The 21,948-nt window shown below is 40.5% G+C and carries 20 protein-coding genes and 1 rRNA gene; 19 read left to right on the forward strand and 2 right to left on the reverse strand.

From position 1 onward, the window contains the following. The 8 genes from rrf to hisC all read left to right on the forward strand — a co-directional run bounded on the left by rrf (window position 1) and on the right by hisC (window position 7,466). Window positions 1-115, forward strand: a 5S ribosomal RNA gene (gene rrf, locus FTU83_RS09805). Between the two features lie 262 nt (window positions 116-377). Next, window positions 378-1,832, forward strand: coding sequence for an RNA polymerase factor sigma-54 (locus FTU83_RS09810; RefSeq protein WP_180005468.1), 1,455 nt, complete (start codon window positions 378-380; stop codon window positions 1,830-1,832). 168 nt (window positions 1,833-2,000) lie between these two features. Beyond that, a complete protein-coding gene (gene hpf, locus FTU83_RS09815; protein WP_078191195.1) occupies window positions 2,001-2,333 on the forward strand; it encodes a ribosome hibernation-promoting factor, HPF/YfiA family in 333 nt (110 codons plus the stop codon). A gap of 135 nt (window positions 2,334-2,468) precedes the next feature. Next, on the forward strand, window positions 2,469-2,720 hold the full coding sequence (ibaG, locus tag FTU83_RS09820) for a BolA family iron metabolism protein IbaG (protein WP_078191194.1): 252 nt from the start codon (window positions 2,469-2,471) through the stop codon (window positions 2,718-2,720). A gap of 6 nt (window positions 2,721-2,726) precedes the next feature. After that, the gene (gene murA, locus FTU83_RS09825; RefSeq protein ID WP_078191193.1) at window positions 2,727-3,983 is read left to right on the forward strand and encodes a UDP-N-acetylglucosamine 1-carboxyvinyltransferase; all 1,257 of its coding nucleotides are present in this window, start codon (window positions 2,727-2,729) and stop codon (window positions 3,981-3,983) included. Continuing rightward, complete coding sequence (gene hisG / locus FTU83_RS09830) at window positions 3,983-4,684, forward strand: ATP phosphoribosyltransferase (protein ID WP_078191192.1); 702 nt, start codon at window positions 3,983-3,985, stop codon at window positions 4,682-4,684. Before murA ends, hisG begins: the two co-directional genes overlap by 1 nt. 201 nt (window positions 4,685-4,885) lie before the next feature. Beyond that, window positions 4,886-6,187 (forward strand): histidinol dehydrogenase, encoded by a 1,302-nt coding sequence (gene hisD, locus FTU83_RS09835; protein ID WP_180008575.1) that lies wholly within the window; start codon window positions 4,886-4,888, stop codon window positions 6,185-6,187. Window positions 6,188-6,368: 181 nt separating this feature from the next. Next, window positions 6,369-7,466: a histidinol-phosphate transaminase gene (gene hisC, locus FTU83_RS09840; protein WP_180106310.1), complete on the forward strand. Its 1,098-nt coding sequence runs from the start codon at window positions 6,369-6,371 to the stop codon at window positions 7,464-7,466. Window positions 7,467-7,570: 104 nt separating this feature from the next. Here hisC and FTU83_RS09845 read toward each other — a convergent pair whose 3' ends face one another. Beyond that, the gene (locus tag FTU83_RS09845; protein ID WP_180106312.1) at window positions 7,571-8,911 is read right to left on the reverse strand and encodes an anthranilate synthase component I family protein; all 1,341 of its coding nucleotides are present in this window, start codon (window positions 8,909-8,911) and stop codon (window positions 7,571-7,573) included. Window positions 8,912-9,167: 256 nt separating this feature from the next. Here FTU83_RS09845 and FTU83_RS09850 point away from each other — a divergent pair, with 256 nt between their 5' ends. From FTU83_RS09850 to FTU83_RS09875, 6 genes are all read left to right on the forward strand, one after another. Next, entirely contained in the window at window positions 9,168-10,148 is a 981-nt protein-coding gene (locus FTU83_RS09850; RefSeq protein ID WP_180106314.1) for a DUF6160 family protein, read from the forward strand. Window positions 10,149-10,345: 197 nt separating this feature from the next. Next, a complete protein-coding gene (locus tag FTU83_RS09855; protein WP_180106316.1) occupies window positions 10,346-11,179 on the forward strand; it encodes a C39 family peptidase in 834 nt (277 codons plus the stop codon). Window positions 11,180-11,239: 60 nt separating this feature from the next. Then, on the forward strand, window positions 11,240-12,439 hold the full coding sequence (locus FTU83_RS09860) for a hypothetical protein (RefSeq protein ID WP_180106318.1): 1,200 nt from the start codon (window positions 11,240-11,242) through the stop codon (window positions 12,437-12,439). A 12-nt stretch (window positions 12,440-12,451) separates the two neighbouring features. Next, on the forward strand, window positions 12,452-14,116 hold the full coding sequence (locus FTU83_RS09865) for an OmpP1/FadL family transporter (protein ID WP_180106325.1): 1,665 nt from the start codon (window positions 12,452-12,454) through the stop codon (window positions 14,114-14,116). 14 nt (window positions 14,117-14,130) lie between these two features. Then, window positions 14,131-15,480 (forward strand): putative pilus assembly protein FilE, encoded by a 1,350-nt coding sequence (filE, locus tag FTU83_RS09870; protein WP_180106327.1) that lies wholly within the window; start codon window positions 14,131-14,133, stop codon window positions 15,478-15,480. 22 nt (window positions 15,481-15,502) lie between these two features. After that, on the forward strand, window positions 15,503-17,518 hold the full coding sequence (locus tag FTU83_RS09875; protein WP_180106329.1) for a hypothetical protein: 2,016 nt from the start codon (window positions 15,503-15,505) through the stop codon (window positions 17,516-17,518). A 68-nt stretch (window positions 17,519-17,586) separates the two neighbouring features. On the opposite strand, the gene FTU83_RS09880 is transcribed toward FTU83_RS09875, so the two are convergent. Then, a complete protein-coding gene (locus FTU83_RS09880) occupies window positions 17,587-18,135 on the reverse strand; it encodes an NUDIX hydrolase (protein WP_180023250.1) in 549 nt (182 codons plus the stop codon). A gap of 126 nt (window positions 18,136-18,261) precedes the next feature. Here FTU83_RS09880 and FTU83_RS09885 point away from each other — a divergent pair, with 126 nt between their 5' ends. From FTU83_RS09885 to FTU83_RS09905, 5 genes are all read left to right on the forward strand, one after another. Beyond that, on the forward strand, window positions 18,262-18,870 hold the full coding sequence (locus tag FTU83_RS09885) for a CoA pyrophosphatase (RefSeq protein WP_168378585.1): 609 nt from the start codon (window positions 18,262-18,264) through the stop codon (window positions 18,868-18,870). 36 nt (window positions 18,871-18,906) lie between these two features. Beyond that, window positions 18,907-19,437, forward strand: a complete 531-nt coding sequence (locus FTU83_RS09890; RefSeq protein WP_168378505.1) for a gamma carbonic anhydrase family protein — start codon at window positions 18,907-18,909, stop codon at window positions 19,435-19,437. Between the two features lie 161 nt (window positions 19,438-19,598). Beyond that, window positions 19,599-20,264, forward strand: coding sequence for a tRNA (adenosine(37)-N6)-threonylcarbamoyltransferase complex dimerization subunit type 1 TsaB (gene tsaB / locus FTU83_RS09895; RefSeq protein ID WP_168378506.1), 666 nt, complete (start codon window positions 19,599-19,601; stop codon window positions 20,262-20,264). 12 nt (window positions 20,265-20,276) lie between these two features. Then, on the forward strand, window positions 20,277-21,101 hold the full coding sequence (locus tag FTU83_RS09900; RefSeq protein WP_078191179.1) for an undecaprenyl-diphosphate phosphatase: 825 nt from the start codon (window positions 20,277-20,279) through the stop codon (window positions 21,099-21,101). Beyond that, the gene (locus tag FTU83_RS09905) at window positions 21,095-21,913 is read left to right on the forward strand and encodes a class I SAM-dependent methyltransferase (protein WP_218945800.1); all 819 of its coding nucleotides are present in this window, start codon (window positions 21,095-21,097) and stop codon (window positions 21,911-21,913) included. The genes FTU83_RS09900 and FTU83_RS09905 overlap by 7 nt, the downstream gene beginning before the upstream one ends. The last annotated feature ends 35 nt before the right edge of the window (window positions 21,914-21,948 follow it).

The following is a 21,948-nucleotide window of genomic DNA, read 5'->3' on the forward strand; positions in this document are numbered from 1 at the left end:
GCTGGCGACAATAGCAAGAGTGAACCACCTGATCCCTTCCCGAACTCAGAAGTGAAACCTCTTAGCGCTGATGGTAGTGTGGGGTTACCCATGTGAGAGTAAGTCATCGCCAGCTCATTATTCGAAAACACCCCCAACTTAATCGTTGGGGGTGTTTTTTTATGTGTGGTGAAAAGGAAAATAGAGTGAAATTAATAATATATCTAATTAAATAATTCATTTATAAGGCGAATTGTTCCTAATAAAAGAATAAATTAGCTGAATAATGTGTCTAAAAAAGACAAAAAATCGGGCGTTCTGTTCAAAATTATGCTATAAAAAATAAAACGGCATAAAAATTGCTTATAAAGTGCGGTTAATTATAGGGGGAGTTATTAATGAAATTAGCGATGGGGTTAAAGGTTGCCAATTCCTTATCATTAACACCTCAATTACAACAAGCCATTCGTTTATTACAGCTTTCAAGTTTGGAATTGGAACAAGAAATTCAAATCCAACTCGACAGTAATCCTCTATTAGAGAAAGTTGAAGAACAAAATACCGTTGAAAGTTTAAATAGCTTACAAGAACAAGAAAGGGAAAATAAAGACTTAACCAATGAATTAAATGCCGATCATTTGCCTGATGAGTTACCGGTAGATACGGAGTGGGATGATGTTTATACGCATCAACCTACAAGTTTAGGTGCTGCTGAATTTGAAGAGCGCGAAGATAATCGGCAGGGGCATCAAAGTTTACAAGCACATATGCTTGAGCAAGTTAATCTTTTACACTTTTCTGTGATCGATAAACTAATTGCACACTGTATTATCGATGCTTTAGATAACAAAGGTTTTTTAGATTGTGACTTAAATGAAATTACCCAATCTGTTCAGCATCTTTTAGATTCTATGGATTATGAAGAAGAAGTCGAAGATGACGAAGTTTTGGTGGTTTTAAAGCATATTCAGCGTCTAGATCCTTTAGGTGTAGGTTCACGTAATCTCGCTGAATGTTTAATGGTACAAGTTGAAAATCTTCCTGAACATGTCGAATATCGATATGAAGCTATTTTATTATTGAAAAATTATGAGTTGCTGATTACCAATGAATTACCTAAGTTAATTAAGCAAACGGGTTTAAATACGGAACAACTTAAACTAGCCATTTGTTTGTTAAAAACATTAAAAGCACATCCAGGGCAAGAGTTTGAAGATAAAGATTCAGACTATCAAATTCCAGATGTAGTGGTGCTAAAAAAGAATGAACATTGGTTGGTACAGTTAAATCCTGATGTAATGCCAAAGCTACGAGTGAATTCTTTCTATGCCAATATGATCAAGCGTGCAGATCAAAGTGACGATAATCAATATTTACGTAATCAAATGCTTGAAGCTAAGAATTTCATTAAAAGCATTGATGAACGACATAAAACTTTATTAAAAGTGGCAACCTGTATTGTGGAGCATCAACGAGCGTTCTTTGAACAAGGGCCTGAGGCAATGAAGCCTTTGGTCCTGCGAGATATTGCGGAAGAAGTTGAACTCCATGAATCCACAGTTTCCCGTGTAACCACAAATAAATATATGCTCACACCACGTGGATTATTTGAGTTGAAATATTTCTTCTCAAGTCATGTTGGAACATCGTCTGGTGGGGAAGCGTCTTCGACGGCAATTCGTGCAAAAATTAAAAAGTTGATTGCAGAAGAAAATACACGTAAGCCTTTGTCTGATAATGCAATTGCAGTTTTGCTTAATGCAGAAGGTATTGATGTTGCTCGTCGTACAGTTGCGAAGTATCGTGAATCGTTACATATTCCATCATCTTCAGAGCGAAAAGTGTTGATCTAAATTTGAAAATCTGACTATTCTAGAGGTTCATTATGACGAAATAATGAATCTCTTTTTTTATAAGGAATGGCCGAAATGATCTGATTGTGTAAATGTATGCTTCGCATATTGAGTTGGATGATTCGGCTTGAACTTTTCCAGTCCTGAAAGAAGGTGAGGGATAGAATTATGCAGATTACAATTCGTGGCCATCATTTAACAATTACGCCAGCAATAGAAGAAAATATTCGTCTTAAATTTGCGGAAATGACCAAACATTTAGATCAGGTCAATAGTATGCAAGTCAAACTGACTAAAGATCATCAGGTTGATAAACGTTCAAAAAAAGGTAGTGATAATCATATTGCGGAAGCGATTATACGATTACCTGGGACAGAACTTTTTGCACAAGCGTGCGCTGATGATATGTATACCTCGATCAAAAAATTGTCTGAAAAATTAAAAAAACAATTACATAAACATCGAAAAATGCAGCTCATTTATATGCCTTTAACGGTTTAGATTGTAAATTGTACAAAAAGAGGTTTTTTATAACCTCTTTTTTTATATATATAATGTATGTGACTAATGAATTATTTTTTAGATTTATAGTAAAATGACGGGTTTTACACCGTTAGTCCTATATGGGGTCTTGTGATGAATAGTGAACAGCTCACTGAAATTTTAAAAGCTGCTTTTCCAGAAGCTGAGGTTGCAGTTAGTGGGCAAGGCGGCAAATTTGATCTACGCATTGTCGATGATCAATTTGAAGGCAAACGTCCTGTTGCTCGTCAACAATCTGTTTATGCACCTTTGAACTCCTACATTGCCAGCGGTGAAGTACATGCAGTAACAATTCGTGCAATGACCAAAGAAGAATGGCGCAAAGCAAGCTTATTCGGAGCTTAATAATTAATGGATAAATTTCTGATTCAGGGCGGTACTAAGCTCGAAGGTGAAGTTCGTATTTCTGGTGCGAAAAATGCTGCATTGCCATTACTCGCTGCAACTATCCTTGCGGATACACCTATTACATTAACTAATGTGCCAAATCTAAAAGATGTGAACACCTTAGTGAAATTGATCGCAGGTTTAGGTGTTCAAATCAGTTATGAAGGTGATACGGTTAAGGCTGATACTTCTAGCTTAGATAATCAATTTGCACCATATGAACTCGTGAAAACCATGCGTGCATCTATTTTGGTGCTTGGCCCGTTATTGGCGCGCTATGGTAGTGCAAAAGTGTCTTTGCCGGGTGGATGTGCAATTGGTTCACGCCCTGTAGATCAACATTTAAAAGCTTTAGAAGCACTTGGTGCTGAGATCGAAGTTGAAGCAGGTTATGTGCATGCCAAAGTGGATGGTCGTCTAAAAGGTGGCGAAGTTGTCTTTGATATGGTCACAGTTGGTGGTACTGAAAATATTCTAACTGCTGCGGTTCTTGCAGACGGTGTAACGACCATTCGTAACGCGGCTCGTGAACCTGAAATTACCGATCTTGCTAATATGTTGATCAAGATGGGTGCAAAAATCGAAGGTTTGGACACAGATACTTTGGTTGTTACAGGTGTTGAAAGCCTACATGGCTGTGAATATGCCGTTGTTGCTGATCGTATTGAGACAGGTTCTTATCTCGCTGCAGCAGCGATCACTGGCGGTAAAATCAAAACCACACATACTGATCCAAACTTGTTGGAGTCTGTGCTAGATAAATTTGAAGAAATGGGCGCGGAAGTTACGCGCGGTGAAGATTGGATTGAACTGGATATGATGGGTAAACGCCCGAAAGCAGTTAGTTTCCAGACTTTACCACATCCAGAATTTCCAACCGATATGCAAGCACAGCTGATGGCGGTGAATGCAATTGGTCGTGGTTTTGCCACAATTTCTGAAACGATTTTCGAAAACCGTTTCATGCATGTACCTGAATTAGCACGTATGGGTGCCAATATTCAGGTTGAAGGTAATGATGCTGTTGTTACAGGTGTAGAGAAATTATCTGCTGCACCCGTGATGGCAACTGATTTACGAGCTTCTTTCTCATTGGTTTTAGCAGCACTTGCCGCTGATGGGGAAACGTTGATTGACCGTATCTATCATATTGACCGTGGTTATGAAGATGTTGAAGCGAAGTTACAAGGTTTAGGTGCCCAAATTAAGCGAGTAAGTTAATGAGCGATATGAGAAACGATGATCCCAATTTTGACGTAATGGGCAATTTTGATCATGGTTTAACTTTAGCATTAAGTAAGGGACGTATCTTAAAAGAAACTTTGCCATTGTTGGAAACAGCTGGCATTAACTTATTGGAAGATCCGGATAAATCTCGTAAGTTAATTTTTCCAACGACCCATAAGCACGTACGTATTTTAATTTTACGTGCTTCTGATGTACCAACTTATGTTGAAAATGGTGCTGCAGATATTGGGGTGGCAGGTAAAGATGTGCTGATGGAACATGGTGCACAAAATGTGTATGAACCATTGGACTTAAAAATTGCCAACTGTAAGTTAATGACCGCAGGTAAAGTTGGCATGGTTCGTCCGAACGGTCGTTTAAAGATTGCAACCAAGTATGTCAATTTGACCCGTCAATATTATGCAAGCTTGGGCGAGCAAGTGGATGTGATCAAACTTTATGGTTCTATGGAACTTGCACCATTGGTTGGTTTAGGCGATTACATTGTCGATGTTGTGGATACCGGGAATACTTTACGTGCCAATGGTTTAGAGCCTTTGGAAGAAATCTGTAAAGTGTCTTCACGTTTAATCGTGAACAAAGCAAGCTTTAAACGTAAACAAACTTTGTTGAATCCAATTCTTGCACAGCTAGAAAAAGCCGTGGAAGAACGCGAGCAAGCAAAAAAAGCATAAGTTGTTAAGTTTCTAGCTATGCTGATCAAACCGCTCAAATTTGGGCGGTTTTTTTATGAAAACTGAAAAATAATGTTAAAACTGTATTTTCATCAATTTTAACGAAAGTTATTTTCAATAAAACTCCACATGAACACATGCGATAGATGTCCACAAGCTGCTGTAAAACAGGTAAACTAATCTTTTCCAATAGATTACCTTGTGGGTAAATTGATGCGACGTTTATCGACTCAAGATCAAAACTTCAAGCAAGCTTTTGCTGACTTGTTGGCTTTTGAAACTGTGAATGATCCAGAACTTTTAAAAACCGTTGACCAAATCATTGCTGATGTTCGTCAGCATGGTGATGCTCATGTTCTTAAATTGACACAGCAGTTCGATCGACATCCAGCGCATCAATTCTCAGAATTAGAGCTGACACAAGAACAGTTGAAAGCAGCATTTGAGGGGTTAAGTTCAGAAGTGCGTGAGGCCTTAGAACTTGCTGCGAACCGTGTTCGTGAATTTCACCAAGCGCAAAAGCAAGACGGCTGGACCTATGTCGATGCTTTAGGAAATACGCTTGGTCAAAAAGTCACACCACTGGACCGTGTGGGTATCTATGTGCCGGGCGGTTTAGCTTCTTATCCGTCATCTGTATTGATGAATGCTGTGCCTGCGCATGTTGCTGGCGTGCCTGAAATTATTATGGTGGTGCCTGCGCCGAACGGTGATTTGAATCCATTGGTTTTGGCGGCAGCTTATTTAGCCGGCGTACACCGTGTATTTACCATTGGCGGCGCGCAAGCGGTTGCAGCATTGGCTTACGGCACAGAAACCATCCCATCTGTGGATAAAATCACTGGCCCGGGCAACCGTTTTGTTGCGGCAGCAAAACGTGCAGTATTTGGTCAAGTTGGCATTGATATGATTGCAGGGCCATCCGAAATTTTGGTCTATGCAGAAGGTCAAAATAACGCTGAATGGCTGGCGATGGATTTGTTGTCTCAAGCGGAACATGACACTGTGGCTCAAGCGGTGTTCATTACGCCAGATGCGGATCTTTTAGATCAAGTAGAGCAATGGATTGAAAAGCATTTAGAAGCTTTGCCTAAAGCAGATATCGCGCGCACTTCAATTGAAAACCGTGGTGCATTAGTTTTAGTCAAAGACCGTGCTGAAGGCGCTGAATTGATTAACCAGGTTGCGCCTGAACATTTGATGCTGTGCTTAGATCAAGCGCAGGAAATGGCTGAAGATATCCGCCATGCCGGTGCAATTTTTATGGGTCGATATACGCCTGAAGCGATTGGTGATTACTGTGCAGGTCCAAACCACGTGTTGCCTACTTCGGGCACAGCGCGTTTTTCATCACCGCTCGGTGTTTATGATTTCCAAAAGCGCTCAAGTTTAATTATGTGCTCTGAAGATGGTGTGAAAAGTTTAGCGAAAACGGCTGATACATTAGCGGAGCAGGAAAACTTAGATGCGCATGCGCGTTCAGCACGCTATCGTTATCAGTAAGAAAATATAGACTAGGTGAAAAACTTAGTTTTCCAAAAATATAAACCTTTCCCTAACCCTCTCCTTTCAGGAGAGGGGAAATCTCATAAAATGAATATTCCTCTCCCTGAACGAGCTTTAAGGATTCCTTTAAAGCGAAGTGCAAGAGAGGTTAGGAGAGGGTGAGAAAGAGCAAAATAAAATGCCAAATATTACCGCTGAACAAATGCGTTTTTGGAGTCCTGATGTACGTGAATTAGAGCCGTACACACCGGGTGAACAGCCTAAAATCCAAAATATTTTAAAACTCAATACCAATGAAAACCCGTATCCGCCATCGCCAAAAGTGGTGGAAGCAGTTCAAAAAGTGTTGGCAAATTCTGCTGACGTTTTACGTTTATATCCAGATCCAGATGCGTCTGAGTTAAAGCAAGCGATTGCAAAACAGCAGCATGTACCTGTTGAGCAGGTCTTTGTCGGCAATGGCTCGGACGAAGTTCTGGCGCACATTTTTAAAGCCTTTTTTGTGCAAGAGCTGCCGGTTTTGTATCCAGATATTACCTACAGTTTTTATCCGGTATATAGCCAATTTTTTGGTATAGCTGCCAATACTAAAATTATGCCGCTGAACGATGATTTTGAAATTGTTATTGATGACTATAAACAGCCGAATGGCGGTATCATCATTACCAATCCGAATGCGCCTACCAGTATTGCTTTAGGTTTGTCTGCAATTGAGGAAGTGTTGCAAGCCAATCCGAATTCAGTGGTTGTGATTGATGAAGCGTATGTCGATTTCGGTGCAGAATCTGCTGTGGCTTTGGTTGCGAAATATGAAAACCTTGTGGTTTGTCAAACGACGTCTAAGTCGCGTTCACTTGCTGGTTTGCGTGTGGGTTTCGCGATTGCGCAGCCGCATTTAATCGCAGCGCTTGAGGCAGTAAAAAACAGCTTTAACTCCTATCCGATGGACCGTTTTGCGATTGCAGCAGCCGTGGCGTCATTTGAGGATCAAGCGTATTTTGAAGTGCAAAATGCCAAGGTGATTGCGAGCCGTGAAAAGCTTGTAGAGCAGCTGTCTGAGCTGGGCTTTAAGGTATTGCCGTCTGCGGCAAACTTTATTTTTGCATCATTGCCTAATAAGGATGCAAGTGAGTTGGCTGCTGATTTGCGCGAACGCGGAATTATCGTGCGTTATTTTAATAAGCCGCGGATTAATCAATTCCTTCGTATCACCATTGGTACAGATGAACAAAATCAGCGCCTTGTAGATACTTTGAAAAACGATATTTTGGCTTAATCTTTGCAATCTCCGCGAAATGTAAATCTAGCCTAATCTTCCTTTTTTAAAAGGAAGTTGGGATAGATAGATCAAAAAAGCGATTCAATAGAATCGCTTTTTTGTTATTCAGGTTTATGCCAGGTATTTAACAAATCCAGCATGGCTTCGACTTTATCAAAGCATTCTTGATATTCAGCATCGCAATCTGACGCGATGGTGATTCCGCCGCCTGCCCACAGCGAAACCTGATCTTGGTATTTTTGAATAGAGCGGATTAAAATATTCCAAGAGCCTGTACCATCGTGATTAAAATAACCCATCGAGCCGCAATAGGCGCCGCGCGGGGAGCCTTCAAGTTCTTCAATGATTTGCATCGCACGAATTTTAGGCGCGCCGGTAATCGAACCGCCCGGCAGTGCCGACATCAGAACCTCAAAAGGATTTACATTTGTTTTCAGCACGGCCTCAACTTCACTGACCATGTGATGTACCTGATTAAAGCTTTCAATATCAAAAAGTTTTGGTGTTTTTACAGAACCTGTTTCAGCATAAACACTCAAATCATTACGCAGTAAATCGACAATCATGACATTCTCAGCCATGTCTTTTTCAGATGATTTTAACCGTTGTTTTGACTGCGCATCTAACACTGAATCTTCATAGCGAGGCATCGTGCCTTTGATTGGCTTAGTAATAATCTTGCGTTCAGGCTTAAAATCTATAAAAAGCTCAGGCGAACAACTTAAAATTTCAAAATCATCAATACGTAAGTAGCCTGAATATGGTGCATCAGTCAGTGACCAAAATTCTTGAGCAGTATCTAAGAGTGAACCGTTTGCTTGAGCTGTGAACTCTTGTGTTAAATTAATTTGATAGCAATCGCCCGCTTTAATATATTCCTGAACTTGATCAAAGGCTTTTGTGTAGTCTGACTTGGACCATCTTGCAGTACATTTTTGACTTAATTTAAATTGATTCTGAGTAGTCTCTGTTTGAATGAACTGATCTATGTAGTCGTAAATCTTAGCTGCAGAATGATCAGAACTATAAAAATACCAACCATCTTCTTCTAATTTAAAAAAACTGGAAAATTGTCCTAAAAAAAAGCGAGGTTGCACTTTTGCATGGAGGGAAATCTGTTGTTGCGCTGCATAATCATAGCTAATAAAACCAGCCCAGCCCCCAGAAAACCCGCTGCCTAATTTTGAACATAAATCTTGGAAGGCGATATCTTGCAAGGGCTGAGTATCACATTCCTCATATTGATCTAAATTGGTACGGATATAAGTTTTCAGTTCAGCATTCTTAAATTGCTGATATTGATTTGCCAAAAAGCAAATAACAGGTTGGTTTTGATCTTCTAAAAAAATCACATGTGACAAGGGTGCAAGCGCTTGCAAAATTTTTTGAGCACTAACATTTTGTTTGAGAATAAATTTTTTTAAAGAAATCGGTTTTTGCATCAACAGAGAAATTAAATTTAAAGACTAAAATGGATTTTATACCATTCCTAATTCATTTGGTTTGCAAATACCGTTTATCGGTAAGAATTAGATTGCGACCAACGACAGTTGAACAAATTTTAGCTTGGATATAATTTAATCGAGCGAGCAAACGACTCAAGGAAAGGTTTAACAGTTGTCACAAAATAATATTACAGCTGAATAAATCGAGTGGTTGAAAATCAAAAAAAAATAAATACTCTTGGGAGAGTACCGTATGAAAAATTTCACTAAATTAGCTCTAGTTTCTTCAATCGCATTTAGTGCGAATGCTATGGCTATGCAGGCAATGGATGATGCTGCACTTAGTTCAACTACTGGTCAAGATGGTATTAACATCGGGATTGGTATTTCAAAAATTGAAATCGAAAAACTTTTCATTCACGATAACGACGGTTTAACGGATACAGCTAAGGGTGGTACAAGTACTGCTGGTGCGATCGTTATTCAAGGTAACGGTATTAAGGGTGATGCATTAGAGAACAAAGGTATCATCATTGGTGCAAACTATGGAAATAACGGTGCTTATCTTTTAGCTTCTCGTAATTTAGCTGATTTACGTATTGATACAGATGCAGGTACAGGTGCAAATGGTGCATTCATTAATATCGCAGCTGATGTTTCTGGTTTAGATATCAAAATTGGTGAAATTGGTGTAACAGCATCTGGTACAGCTGGTACTACAGGCATTCGTCGTGGTGGTGTTGATACCAACTACAATGCAATTTTATCAGGCCTTTCTCTAAAAACTGGTCCAATGACAGCGAATGTTCAGTTAGGTGCTGCTCCACAAGGTGCAATGATTAAACTGAGTACCACTATGGTTGGTGGCTTAGAAATTCAAAATCTAGGTATCCTTGATGCATCAACTAAAGCAGGTACGGGCGATGGCACAAGTGCGGCTAACCGTGCAGCGGGTGAGATCTTCATTGAGAGCATCAAAGTTGCTGATGCTCGTAAAACTGACTTAACCATTAATCAAGATGTACGTGTGTATGGTAAAGACGGCACAAGCAATGGTTATATTCAAATGGTAAGCAACTCTGGTCCAATTGATAACTATGTGAAAGGTGTTCATTTAGGTAGCCGTGATGCTGGTTCAATTGGTGATATCGAAGTTCAAGGCTTACAAACATTCTACAGCCCAGATATGGGTGTATATAACCAAGGTTCTGTAATTACGATTTCTAGTAAGTAATTTAGAATACAAAGAAGGCGCGTGTTGATCACGCGCTTTTTTTTACAAAAACATGCGGAATGACCCAACAAAGCATAAAAAAATGCTGTTTTTTTATAAAAAAAAAGGTATCTTGCATAATACATGGATGTAGAGCATTAGCTCTAAAAAATAATGAAAAAAGGCACATCATTGCCGATAACTAAAAGTTAGAACTTATGTTAGAGATAGCTGTGGGCTCGGCATTGATGTATTACTTTGCCAAAGAGTCCTTCGAATTAAAAGAAAAGCCAGTCGGAACAGTTCACTATACCGAAACATTGGATTCACGAAATGATTCCTTTAGTCGGATGCACCGTGAAACTGTAAAAATTAAACCTGCCATAGAAGATCAATTTCGAGGCATCGTTCGGCAAGCCTATGACTACAGTTGTGGTTCAGCAGCCTTAACCACTTTATTAAATGGTTATGTAGGGACACAGCTAACTGAGCAACAGACCATGAATGGTTTGCTGAAATTTGGTGAAACTGAAAAAATTATCGAACGTCGAAGTTTCTCCTTATTAGACATGAAACGTTTTGTCGCTGCTGTCGGGCTAGACAGTGGGGGCTACAAAGGGGAGTTTTCAGATCTAGTTAAGCAAGGTCAGCCTGCAATTGTTCCCATTTCATATGCTGGTTTTAAACATTTTGTGGTGTTTAAAGCCTATAAAGATGGGCGTGTTTATGTTGCAGATCCAGCACTTGGGAATATTAGTTTCGATGAAGTTCGTTTTCAAGAAATATGGGAAAACAATACTTTATTCTTAATCAATGTTGCACCTGAGCAACGTAAAAATTTATTGGCTTTGCAAGATACAGACTTGCGACATGTTGAAGATGCAACCGTGAACCGTTATGCATTGGTTGATATTCAATATCCGCAGTTTTATATGGAAAAAATTGCGGACAAGGCATCTACGATACGACTTGATAAAAATATGAATGAAGAGTCGGAGTCATATGGTAAATCGAATTACAACTTTCTAAGGCTTTACTATAAGAGTAAATAATTAGATGAATGCGTATAACAAAGCGTCAAGATTAAAAAAATAAAAACGGTGGGAAGGAACATGAATCGTAAATGGATGAACAAAACACTACTAGCCATGAGTATTCAGGTGGTGATGGGGGTTGCCTATGCAGCTGAAGAGCCAAGTCTAGGAGAGTATGATCCGGTTGAGCAAGAGACAGTTGTTGAAGAGTCGGCATCTCCTGTTACGGCAACCCAAGCTGATACTACACATGAAGCTACTGCCGAGCCAGAAATTGGACAGTATGAATCTGTAGAAGAGCCCGTACAAGCTGAAATGCCACAATCCGAAGTCGCTCCTGCCAATGAAAAAGCATCGACAGCACTTCAGCAACAAGAAGGTGATGCGAGCCAAGAAGCGAATTTACAGGAAGTATTTAGCTCGAATGAACGTCAGTATTCATTGATTAAAAAAGGTGAAATATCATCTTTTTACGATATAGATTACACCTATTACCGTGATACACAGCTTGATATGGAAATGGCACAAGGCCAGCTTTATCAACTACGTGTACAAGAAAATGCAACACATTCGATGACCAATACATTTACCGTGCAATACGGTGTAATGGATAATTTGACATTCTCTGCATCTTTGCCTTTAGTGGCGAAAACTGATTTATTAAAAGATACTTCAACTGCAGGTTTAGGGGATATTTCTTTAGGCGCACGCTGGGAACCATTCCCACTGAAGCAAGGTCGTTTGCCTCTTATTTTATTTGGTAATTTGTCCACGAAAACTGGTGATAGTCCATACGAAATTAATGCTGTAAATGATCTAGCAACAGGTAAAGGTTACTATTCTGCAGGTATCGGTGCCAGCACACGTAAATATATTGATCCCGTTGTGTTGTTTGCATCCGTCTCGGCAAACTATGGTTTCAAAGAAACTGACTTAAACCAACGTCGTGGTTCGCGAGTCATTGAAGAGTTTGAGCCGGGCATTAGTGGCGGTTTTGCATTCGGTTTTGCATACTCGTTTAACTACGATGTTTCCCTCACCATGTCATATCAACAAAGTTTCAACACCGGCGCAGAATTTACGTATAGCAGTGGCGAATCCTATTCACCTGCAGACCAAACCAGCTCAACTCTCGCGATTTCTTTAGGTGTGCGTGTATCTCCAGATACGATTGTGAACGGTACGGTGGGACTAGGTTTAACTGAAGATGCACCAGATGTGTCTTTAGGACTGTCTTTCCCGTTAGATATCCTAGGTTTTGGAAAAAAACTTCGTTAAGAGGGCTGTCGTATGCGTAAAATTCGACTCAGCCCACTTGTTAGTGCGATCGTTTTAACGGGCTGTTCTAGTGCTGCTTTTGCACAATTGGGTACCAACCTTTCAGTTGATGTAAGGTCACTTGCATTAGGTAATGCAGTAACTGCTGATCCTCCGGGGATTAGTGCCGTGCATTTTAACCCTGCAGCATTAACCAAAATTGAAGGTTTGCAAACAGATATGCAGGGCATCATTGCAAACTTTGATATTCAACGTGAATTTACCGTTCCTGCGGGTTATAACGTTTTTGGTTATTCAGATGATCCATTAGTCTGTAATGATGGTCCTGAAGTGACGGCTGATATTTGTACGGACTTTAAAGATAAGGTTTCTGGTGATGTTGAATATGCATCCTTATATGTACCTGTCTTAAAAAAGATGGTGGATTTTGGTGCTGGACAACCCATTGCCGCGCCAACGATGGGGATTGCCTACAATCCACCGGGTTCTAAAGCAACATTCGCATCAGCTGTTTATGCACCTTTGATTGCGGGTTTTGGTGCTGAAAATGGTAACCCAGGTAATTTCATGGGGCAACAAGTTGCTCTAGAGCGTATTACTTATCTATCGCCAACAGTAGGCTATCAAGTCAGTGATGAGCTATCGATTGGTGGTGGTGTGGGGATGTCCTATCAAGCCATTGGATTGAAATCTGACCTGCGATTTCCCAATGAATTGATCGGCATGTTAAGGATGATAGATGAAGTCGTCTGTACACCATTTAAGGAAAATTCGGACATTATTACCGACATCTTGCTATTGGGGATGTGTAATACCGAAGAAGGGATGAATCCATTTGGCAAATTTGGTCAGATGGAATTGGCTTTAGAGCAGTCACTGAGCCCAAGTTACAACTTAGGGGTTTTGTGGGAGCCACGCGAAGATTTTAGTTTTGGTATGGTGTACCAAAGTGCAGCGAAAATGCGCATGAAAGGTCGTTATCGCATACAAAATGCGAAAGCACCTCAGGAGATGATTAAGGGATTAATGTCATCACCAACAGGTCAAATTTTAGCTGCAATTTTAGGTTTCCCAAATGCTGTGCCAAACTCGGAGTCGGGTTTGGTTTCGATGGATTTTGAATATCCACAGCATGTACAGGCGGGGATCAAATATAAGGTTATGCCTGATTTACAAATCAATTTTGATGTGGGCTGGACCGATTATCGTGCTTGGGACAAATTCCGTTTTGAATTCGACCGTCAAATTTCAGCGCTGAAAATTGCAAAATTATTATCTGAAAATGTGACCGATAATTCTTTGGCCTTACCTTTGAAATTTACGTCGCCTTGGAACTGGGGCATCGGTATTGAATATTCAGCAACAGATCGTTTGAAATTGCGTGCAGGCTATGAACCACGGAGTACCTCTATTCCTGACGGTAAGCGAAATACCATGGTACCAATTAATGGTGCGCAACTCTTTGGTATGGGGATTGGATATCGTTTTGATGCAGATACGGATCTAGATTTATCAATCGGCTTTTTACGCAGTAAAGATAACATTCCAGCGAATACTAGTAGTCTTGCAAACTTAACCGGTGTGAATAACATACTTTTAAACCCATATGCTGGAATGAATGTAAAAACCGATACGAAAATCACCATCCTAGGATTAAATTACAGAACTCGTTGGTAGGATAAGCAAACAGAATGAAAAGGATTTTATTCATAAACGCGTTACTTGTACTGTCTGTGGTGCAAGTGTCGTATGCCTATGCCGGAGCGTTTCATACCATTATTGGGCCGGATGGGCGCCCAATGGTGGTACAAGTGCAAGAAAAACCAGAAAAAAAACCTAAAGAAAGTCCAACTGCTAAAACGATGGACTCTCAACCTGTACAACAAATTATTCAACCATCCGTAAGTATTAGTCCGTCTCAAACCAAGACACCGATGACACGTCAAACGAGTCCAACAGCACAGGCTGTTGGACCAGTGAATTCTCAACATTTAAGTATACGCGAGCCGGAAAAACGGGATGAAATTAAAGCTGTCACAGTAGATAAAATTAAAAACGTCTCAGGTGATAAAGTTCCCAAATCTGAAAAGTCAGTACAAGCGTCAGATACTTCAGCAAAAGTCTTACCTTCAACCGCATGGACAGAAAAGTTACAGCAATCAGAGCTAACCCAACCTCGTGAAGCGTATCAGTCCAAAGTTCTAGCTGAAAAAGATAAACCTGTCGTCGAGAAAAACATCCTTGCTGAGAAAGTAGTCAGTACTGATCAATCCGTACGATCTTCAGGTGAAAACTTAGAAAATCATCCTTCAAAACAATCGGCTAAGGCAAAACAAGAGCAAGGCTTTTCGACGATGGCTGGTGAAAAGTATGTCAATAATGAATATCTTGAAGATAAAGAGTTTAACTTAGAAGGCAAAAAGCGCTTTTACACCATGCCCGAAGGCGTTATTGATAGCAAGATGGGGCAAACGCGGATGCAAACCATTGAACGTGAAAAAGGTGTAAGTCGCTCCGTCATTGATAATTTATTTAAACGTAATCAACCCGAAGATACAGGCCCAATCACTTTAGCCACATCATATTATCGGGTGTCACAAGCTGATACCATTCAAGGTTTAGGTCAGCAATGTTTTTCAAATAAAAAAATGAAGAAAGCCAAAGAGCTTGACTTGGCTCAAGATATTAATTTATGGCCTCGAGCGCCTTTATCAGACGAATTTGACTATGAAGTCGTAAAACTAAAATCACCATTACAAAATATTCGTATACATTCATTTGCATCCAAAGTACAAAATCCTACATTTTATTGGCCATTTGCGGTATTTTTAGACAAAAATGGATGTGTCATGGAAGGCGCAGGTGGATTCAAAAATAACCAAGGTGAAGCGGATCATCTTTACCATGAAAAAATTGAAGGCGTGATTCAAGTGCCTAAAGGTAGCCAGTATTTATTCTTAACGCCTTTAGCAACTGCAATAGACGTCGATGGCCGCGTATTAACCAATCAAGGCCAACTTAAATTAACAGCAATCCGTTAAGGACATAAGAAAGAGAATTAGGATGAAAAATAAAATTTTATTACCGTTTGCTTTAACGGCATTGGTTGCAGCGCTCAGTGGCTGTGGCGGTGAAAGTGCAAATGTGAATCCTGAAATTTATGATACCAGTACAACCAATGGTACCTGTAAAAGTAATACCGAAGGCTGTGTTGAGTTCGTTTTAGATTATCCAATTGAAGGTCTGAATTTTAATTGTTCGAGCGACGTTAAAAATACCTACATTACTTTATTTGATCTAAAAGAGGGTGTTTCGACAGGTGCCTGTAAAATTGGCGATACGGTGACTTTCTTTGTCCAAGGTGAAAAATCACGTCGAATTGATTTGGGTAAAGTAGATTTGAAACAAATTTCAAATGTAGCCAGTGGCACGACACCCCCACGTTTGACCTTATTGGATTTGGCTGCCGGCATCGCGGGTAAACCTGCTGCAACGATTTCAAATACCGACGCAACAGTTAAAGTGGCCATGCGTTTAGCCAAAATTATTCAAGCCTTGGCTTTGAAAAATAATAGCGCAGTTACAGCTACAGATATCCAAGCGGTTTATATTAACAATGCAGATAAAGTATTGATTGATCAAATCACTCGGAATGTCGCGACAGCGGATTTCAGTATCAGTTCAGATACGGAATTTAATGACCTGTTTACACCTTGGCTAGACTTGTCCGAAGTCAGCAATGAAAACGCATTTACCTTAGTTTCAAAACTCATGAATATCTCAACGGCTGCGGTATATCAGCCTGAGTTTGCGTTGTTTTCAACTGATGGCGTGATTACCAATGCCAGTGGTTCAAATGGACTTGTCGGCTGTGACAAAAATGAATGTTTGCCGACCGATAGCTCAAAAGTCAATTTATTTGGTCATTTCATGTTAATGACGGACCGCCAAGGTATGACGTTTGGTAGTGGTTTACAGTGGAAGGGCAAAGTTGATCAACAGTTGAGTACCATTGGTGGTGTGAATGTCTTACTCTTGACGCAGGTTCGACCAACACGTTTAACAGCAACGCCACAGGACAATTGGATTGATCCGCTTACCAAGCAAATTGATAAACCTGGCATACTGGGTTTCCGTTTTGATGCGGAAGAAGCAAACTCTGGTCCGCTGATTATTAAACAAGGGACGCTACTTGCTGACAAAATGGTGGTCGGTACGGGTGGAAGTTTATATAAAACGTTAATGGCTAAAAAAGACGATTATGTTCTGACGGCCGATGATAAGAAAAAATTAGGCCTATGGGAGCAAAACATTAACCAAGTGCAATTTAAAGGCACGATGGATTTATACAAGCTCTATCCGCTGTCGTATTTAGACAAAAAAGTCTTTAAGTCTGTTGAAAATGTTGCTGCTGGACAAAATTATATCTTCCCGTTATATGCAGATTTAACCTTTAAATTTACCGATCCCTCGATCAAAACAGTGAAATTGGGTGTGGTGATTGACCGTAATGGTGATATTCGCACAAATATAAAATCTGGCGTGCCAGATGATGTATTTACTCGTCAAGATAGTCAAATTGTCGATTTGTCTACACACGCGACGGAAGGCTGTAGTGGAAAAGATGTGCTCGATCCACTGTTAATGAAAGATGACAAAGGTGTACAGCAATACCGTATCGGAACGACAACCCGTACCTTTACGCCTGAAGGGAATATTAATCCCAATACCATTTCGATTCGTATGATTTTAGCTGATCCATATTTCCACACGCTTGATGGTGCGTTAATTGGAATGAACTCAAGTGTGAAAACTTCAGCGGACACATCAATGGTTGTGGGCGGTGCTTTAGTGCAGTTACACAATATGATCAATGCCAATGCAGGCACACGTCCCTCTGGCGTTGCTTTGACAGATTCGGATAATAAAGTGGTGAAATGGGGGAATAGTTTGGCCAGCTTTAGTTATATTTATAGCTTAAAAAATCCAAATGATACTGCAGCTGCTCAAACGGCGAAGTTAAGTGGCGGTGATATTTCCTTAGATTTAGCCCCTTGTTACACCATCAAGGTAAAATAAAAATTTAAATCTTGGAAAAATAAAAAAGCCCATCCGTGATGGGCTTTTTTATTTAAGAGATCTGCAAACTAACCTGTGTGATCGAGTCGCGTACCGAGAGTTTCGAGATGCATTTCAAACTGACCTGTTCTGCGGTCAGCAAAATAATGCCGCAGCGTTCTTTCCACACTAGGAAAGGCTAAATCATCCCAAGGAATATCTTCTTCACTAAACAATCGTGATTCAATGGTTTCATCACCCGCACCAAATTCACCATTGATTAGTTCAGATTTGAACAAGGCATAAATTTGCCCAATACGGGGAATGTTATACATGCAATATAGTTGCTCAATGTTGACTTCTGCTTCGGCTTCTTCGCGAGTTTCACGCGCTGCACCTTGCTCCATTGTCTCATAGAGTTCCATATAGCCAGCGGGTAATGTCCATAGCCCATAACGTGGCTCAATCGCACGACGGCAAAGTAAAACTTGATTGTCCCAAACGGCTAAAGCACCACAAATAACTTTAGGATTCACATAATGAATAAACCCACATGCGGTACAAATACGGCGTATCTGATGATCTCCAAGCGGGATCGCTTCTTTTGTTTTTTGTCCGCAGTTTGAGCAAAAGTTCATATTCATCGTCATGGATTGTGTGAACCGTCAGAATAACTTAAAAATAAAACTTTGGCATCATTTCTAACCAGCTTGGCCGAAATTCAGCTATGATGAAAATAAGATAATTATAAGGATGTAATGTGGATGGATGAGGGTTTATTGACTCAGCGATTGCAGCAAAGTTTACGTTTTTCTAAGCGTATTCAACCTGCGCATGCTGCTGTATTGATTGCGATTACCCAAGAAGATAATCCACGTATTTTATTGACCCGCCGCTCGCTCTATATGAATAATCATGCCGGTGAAGTGTCCTTTCCCGGTGGCAAACGTGATGTCCAAGACACCAGTAATATCGTGGTGGCGTTAAGAGAAGCTCAAGAAGAAACCGCTCTAAATCCATTTGATGTGCAGCTTTTGGGTGATTTACCGATGCAAAAAGCACGGAATGGAATGTTAGTTAAACCGATCGTGGGATTGATCCCGCCTGACGTAAATTTAATACCTCAACCAACTGAAATTGACCGTATTTTTTTTGCATCATTAAGACAGCTTTTAGAAACACCGCCAACGCCATATGAAGTTCGTTTTGCCCAGCAATCGCTTTATTTTCCCAGTTTAAGAATCGAAAACGAAATCGTATGGGGCTTGACTGCACGGATGCTGATTTCCTTATTTCAATATGGTCTGAATTATCAAAAAGAATGGCCTTTTTTATTAAATTCTCCTTCATTTCATTTGGGCCGTGAGCCATAAACCTTTATTTAGAAAGTCAAAATAGGATGTTTGATCATGTTGTACAAATTTCAAGGATATAGCCCGAAAGCCACGCATCAACCTTGGGATGGTTGGGTTGCAGAAAATGCAACGGTCATTGGCCAAGTTGAATTAGGCCGAGAAGTGAGTGTCTGGTTCGGAGCCGTCATCCGAGGGGATAATAGTCGTATCAAACTGGGTGATTTTACCAATGTACAAGAAAATGCGGTGCTGCATACCGATGCGGGCATTGAAATGATCATTGGTGATTATGTCACGATTGGGCATCAAGCCATGCTACACGGATGTACCGTAGGTGATAATAGTCTGATCGGAATCAATGCCGTGGTTCTAAATCATGCTGTGATTGGTAAAAATTGCATCATTGGTGCAAATGCTTTAATTCCAGAAGGGAAGGTGATTCCGGATAACTCTGTTGTGATGGGGTCACCGGGTAAAGTTGTTAAGACTTTAGATGAACAAGCGGAAGCACGTCTAAAAATGAGTGCCATGCACTATGCCGCTCATTTTAAACATTTTACTCAACTAGAAGCCGCTGAACTTTAGAACGCTATACATGGCAAGCAAAAAAGCCTCGAAGTTTGTCGAGGCTTTTTATAGATTAAATACAGAAAGCGCTGAGTCTGTGGTGGAACATCTCGCGAACTGCGATGGAGTGGAGTATCATATTCAACGTTTTTTAAGATTAAATTTAATTAAGGTTGCGCATGAAATTACTGGCATTGGAAACTGCCAATGAGCAGTGTTCCGTCTCGATTGTAGATGAAACTCAAGAGCTTTATTTTCAACTCGATTTACGGGCAAAAGCGCAGACGCAAACCATTCTCCCAATGATTGAGCAAGGGCTTAATCAAACTGCTATTGAGTTAGCTGATTTAACTGCGATTGGATTTAGTCGTGGGCCTGGCTCATTTAGTGGTGTTCGTATTAATGCAGCGGTAACACAAGCCTTGGCATGGGCCAATGATATACCTGTTGTTCCAGTATCAACTTTGCAAGCTTTGGCTCAAGCGGCGCATCGTGTACATGGTTTGACTGAAGTAACGGCAGTCCTTGATGCTCGCATGCAAGAAGTGTATATCGCAAGCTATCAACTCGATGCCAATGGCATTATGCAGGTTGTAGATGAAGAACAACTATTAAGCTACGCAGATGCCACACCGCAGATCAAATTTACCGTCGTGGGTTCTGGTAGTGAGCTCATTCAATCAGAACAAACACAATACAAAGACTTAAGTGCAACAGCACAAGATATTGCTACTATTGCCCGCGTAGCGGCGCAAAGAAAAGCATGGGTGAGTGCTGAACTTGCATTGCCCGTATATTTACGAGATAACGCCTGGAAGAAAATTTCAGAACAAGGCAAGCCATAATTAGGGTTATATATGGATCTTCTACTGCTGCTCAAAGCGGCAATCATGGGTATTGTTGAAGGTATTACCGAATTTTTACCGATTTCAAGTACAGGGCATTTAATTCTGGCTTCAGAATTAATGAACTTTTGGACCAAAGAAAAAAGTGATGTTTTCGTGATCGCAATTCAAATGGGTGCGATTGCGGCGGTGATTTATGAATACTGGGGCCGCCTGTGGGGCGCAGCAACCGGTATGGTGACTGGTGAAGAAAAAGGTCGCCGTTTAGGTTTTGGCTTAATTCTCGCTTCGATTCCAATCGTATTGATTGGTTTGACGTTTGGTCAGACGGTGAAAGAGCTGCTGTTCAATAACATTGCGATTGCTATGGGGTTGATTATCGGTGGTTTGATCATTATTTGGATCGAAAAAAATCCACCGCAAGTGCGTGCCAAAGAAGTAGAAGATTTAACCATTAAAGATGCGATTTGGATTGGTTTAATTCAAGTTTTGTCTTTAATTCCAGGGACTTCACGTTCAGGTGCGACTATTATTGGTGCCATGTTCTTAGGGGTTTCTCGTAAAGCAGCCACTGAGTTTTCATTCTTTTTGGGTATTCCGGTTATTGTCGGTGCAGGTTTGCTGGATTTATATCAAAGCTATGATGTATTTCAAGGCACTCAAGATTGGACGGTAATCGCCGTTGGTTTAATCGTTTCATTTGTCTCTGCATTGATTTTAATTCGTGCGCTTGTCGCTTATGTGGCAAAACGTGATTTCATGATTTTTGCGTGGTATCGAATTGTTTCAGGTTTATTGATTTTATTGTTCGCATTTACAGGCTGGAAATTATGGTAAGCGAAATCCGCTTATACACAGAACAAGAGTTTCATGAGAAAGCACAGCAGTATTCTGCTGTGCTTTCTTCACGTGGTGTATCTGTAAATATTGAATTGATTGAAAAATTAAACGCGCGTTTTTTACGTTTAAACTCTGAACTCAGTTTGTGTGTCGATGCAGATGGTTTGTGGTTAGCGGCCAATGGCATGAAGATGCAACCCGATTGGAAAGCAGAAGTGGGGCGTTTAAAGCGAGCATCCTTAAAGTCTGAGATGATTGCACGTGCGTGTAATTTGGCTGAAAAACCACAGCTTGTAGATGCAACCGCAGGGCTAGGGCATGATAGTTTATTGATGGCCCATTTGGGTGCGCATGTGACCCTTGTGGAACGTCATCCAATTTTATTTACCCTATTGGAAGACTCACATCAACGTGCGCAGCAAGATGCGTTTTTAAGTTCGGTTGTAGCTCGAATTGAATTGGTCTTTTCAGATTCGGCAGATTATTTGAAACATTTGTCGACGACCAATCAAATCTTTGACGTGGTTTATCTCGATCCGATGTTTCCGCAGCGAGATCAAAACCAGCAAGCCGTCAAAAAGCAAGCTCAGGTCAAAAAACAAATGCAATTACTGCATTTGCTGTTACCTGAAGATGGTGAGATGGATTTAGGTGATAATTTACTGGATTTAGCACAAAAAATTGCTAAACGTGTCGTGGTTAAACGTCCACGATTGGCGGTTTTTTTAGCGAATCAAGAGCCACAACATCAGTGGCAAGGTGATGCTTGTCGCTTTGATGCATATTTCCAACATGATCTTGTGACTTAAAATGATATTTGCTTCAATATTGTTCAAAGATTTGT

Source organism: Acinetobacter sp. YH12152, from assembly GCF_013418285.1.
In the GTDB taxonomy this organism is placed as follows: domain Bacteria; phylum Pseudomonadota; class Gammaproteobacteria; order Pseudomonadales; family Moraxellaceae; genus Acinetobacter; species Acinetobacter amyesii.

Excerpts from the sequence above, each read along its gene's own strand:
- FTU83_RS09810 (WP_180005468.1), top strand. The coding sequence starts at position 378 with ATGAAATTAGCGATGGGGTTAAAGGTTGCCAATTCCTTATCATTAACA.
- hpf (WP_078191195.1), top strand. The coding sequence starts at position 2,001 with ATGCAGATTACAATTCGTGGCCATCATTTAACAATTACGCCAGCAATA.
- ibaG (WP_078191194.1), top strand. The coding sequence starts at position 2,469 with ATGAATAGTGAACAGCTCACTGAAATTTTAAAAGCTGCTTTTCCAGAA.
- murA (WP_078191193.1), top strand. The coding sequence starts at position 2,727 with ATGGATAAATTTCTGATTCAGGGCGGTACTAAGCTCGAAGGTGAAGTT.
- hisG (WP_078191192.1), top strand. The coding sequence starts at position 3,983 with ATGAGCGATATGAGAAACGATGATCCCAATTTTGACGTAATGGGCAAT.
- hisC (WP_180106310.1), top strand. The coding sequence starts at position 6,369 with ATGCCAAATATTACCGCTGAACAAATGCGTTTTTGGAGTCCTGATGTA.
- FTU83_RS09845 (WP_180106312.1), bottom strand. The coding sequence starts at position 8,911 with ATGCAAAAACCGATTTCTTTAAAAAAATTTATTCTCAAACAAAATGTT.
- FTU83_RS09850 (WP_180106314.1), top strand. The coding sequence starts at position 9,168 with ATGAAAAATTTCACTAAATTAGCTCTAGTTTCTTCAATCGCATTTAGT.
- FTU83_RS09855 (WP_180106316.1), top strand. The coding sequence starts at position 10,346 with ATGTTAGAGATAGCTGTGGGCTCGGCATTGATGTATTACTTTGCCAAA.
- FTU83_RS09860 (WP_180106318.1), top strand. The coding sequence starts at position 11,240 with ATGAATCGTAAATGGATGAACAAAACACTACTAGCCATGAGTATTCAG.
- FTU83_RS09865 (WP_180106325.1), top strand. The coding sequence starts at position 12,452 with ATGCGTAAAATTCGACTCAGCCCACTTGTTAGTGCGATCGTTTTAACG.
- filE (WP_180106327.1), top strand. The coding sequence starts at position 14,131 with ATGAAAAGGATTTTATTCATAAACGCGTTACTTGTACTGTCTGTGGTG.
- FTU83_RS09875 (WP_180106329.1), top strand. The coding sequence starts at position 15,503 with ATGAAAAATAAAATTTTATTACCGTTTGCTTTAACGGCATTGGTTGCA.
- FTU83_RS09880 (WP_180023250.1), bottom strand. The coding sequence starts at position 18,135 with ATGAACTTTTGCTCAAACTGCGGACAAAAAACAAAAGAAGCGATCCCG.
- FTU83_RS09885 (WP_168378585.1), top strand. The coding sequence starts at position 18,262 with ATGGATGAGGGTTTATTGACTCAGCGATTGCAGCAAAGTTTACGTTTT.
- FTU83_RS09890 (WP_168378505.1), top strand. The coding sequence starts at position 18,907 with ATGTTGTACAAATTTCAAGGATATAGCCCGAAAGCCACGCATCAACCT.
- tsaB (WP_168378506.1), top strand. The coding sequence starts at position 19,599 with ATGAAATTACTGGCATTGGAAACTGCCAATGAGCAGTGTTCCGTCTCG.
- FTU83_RS09900 (WP_078191179.1), top strand. The coding sequence starts at position 20,277 with ATGGATCTTCTACTGCTGCTCAAAGCGGCAATCATGGGTATTGTTGAA.
- FTU83_RS09905 (WP_218945800.1), top strand. The coding sequence starts at position 21,095 with ATGGTAAGCGAAATCCGCTTATACACAGAACAAGAGTTTCATGAGAAA.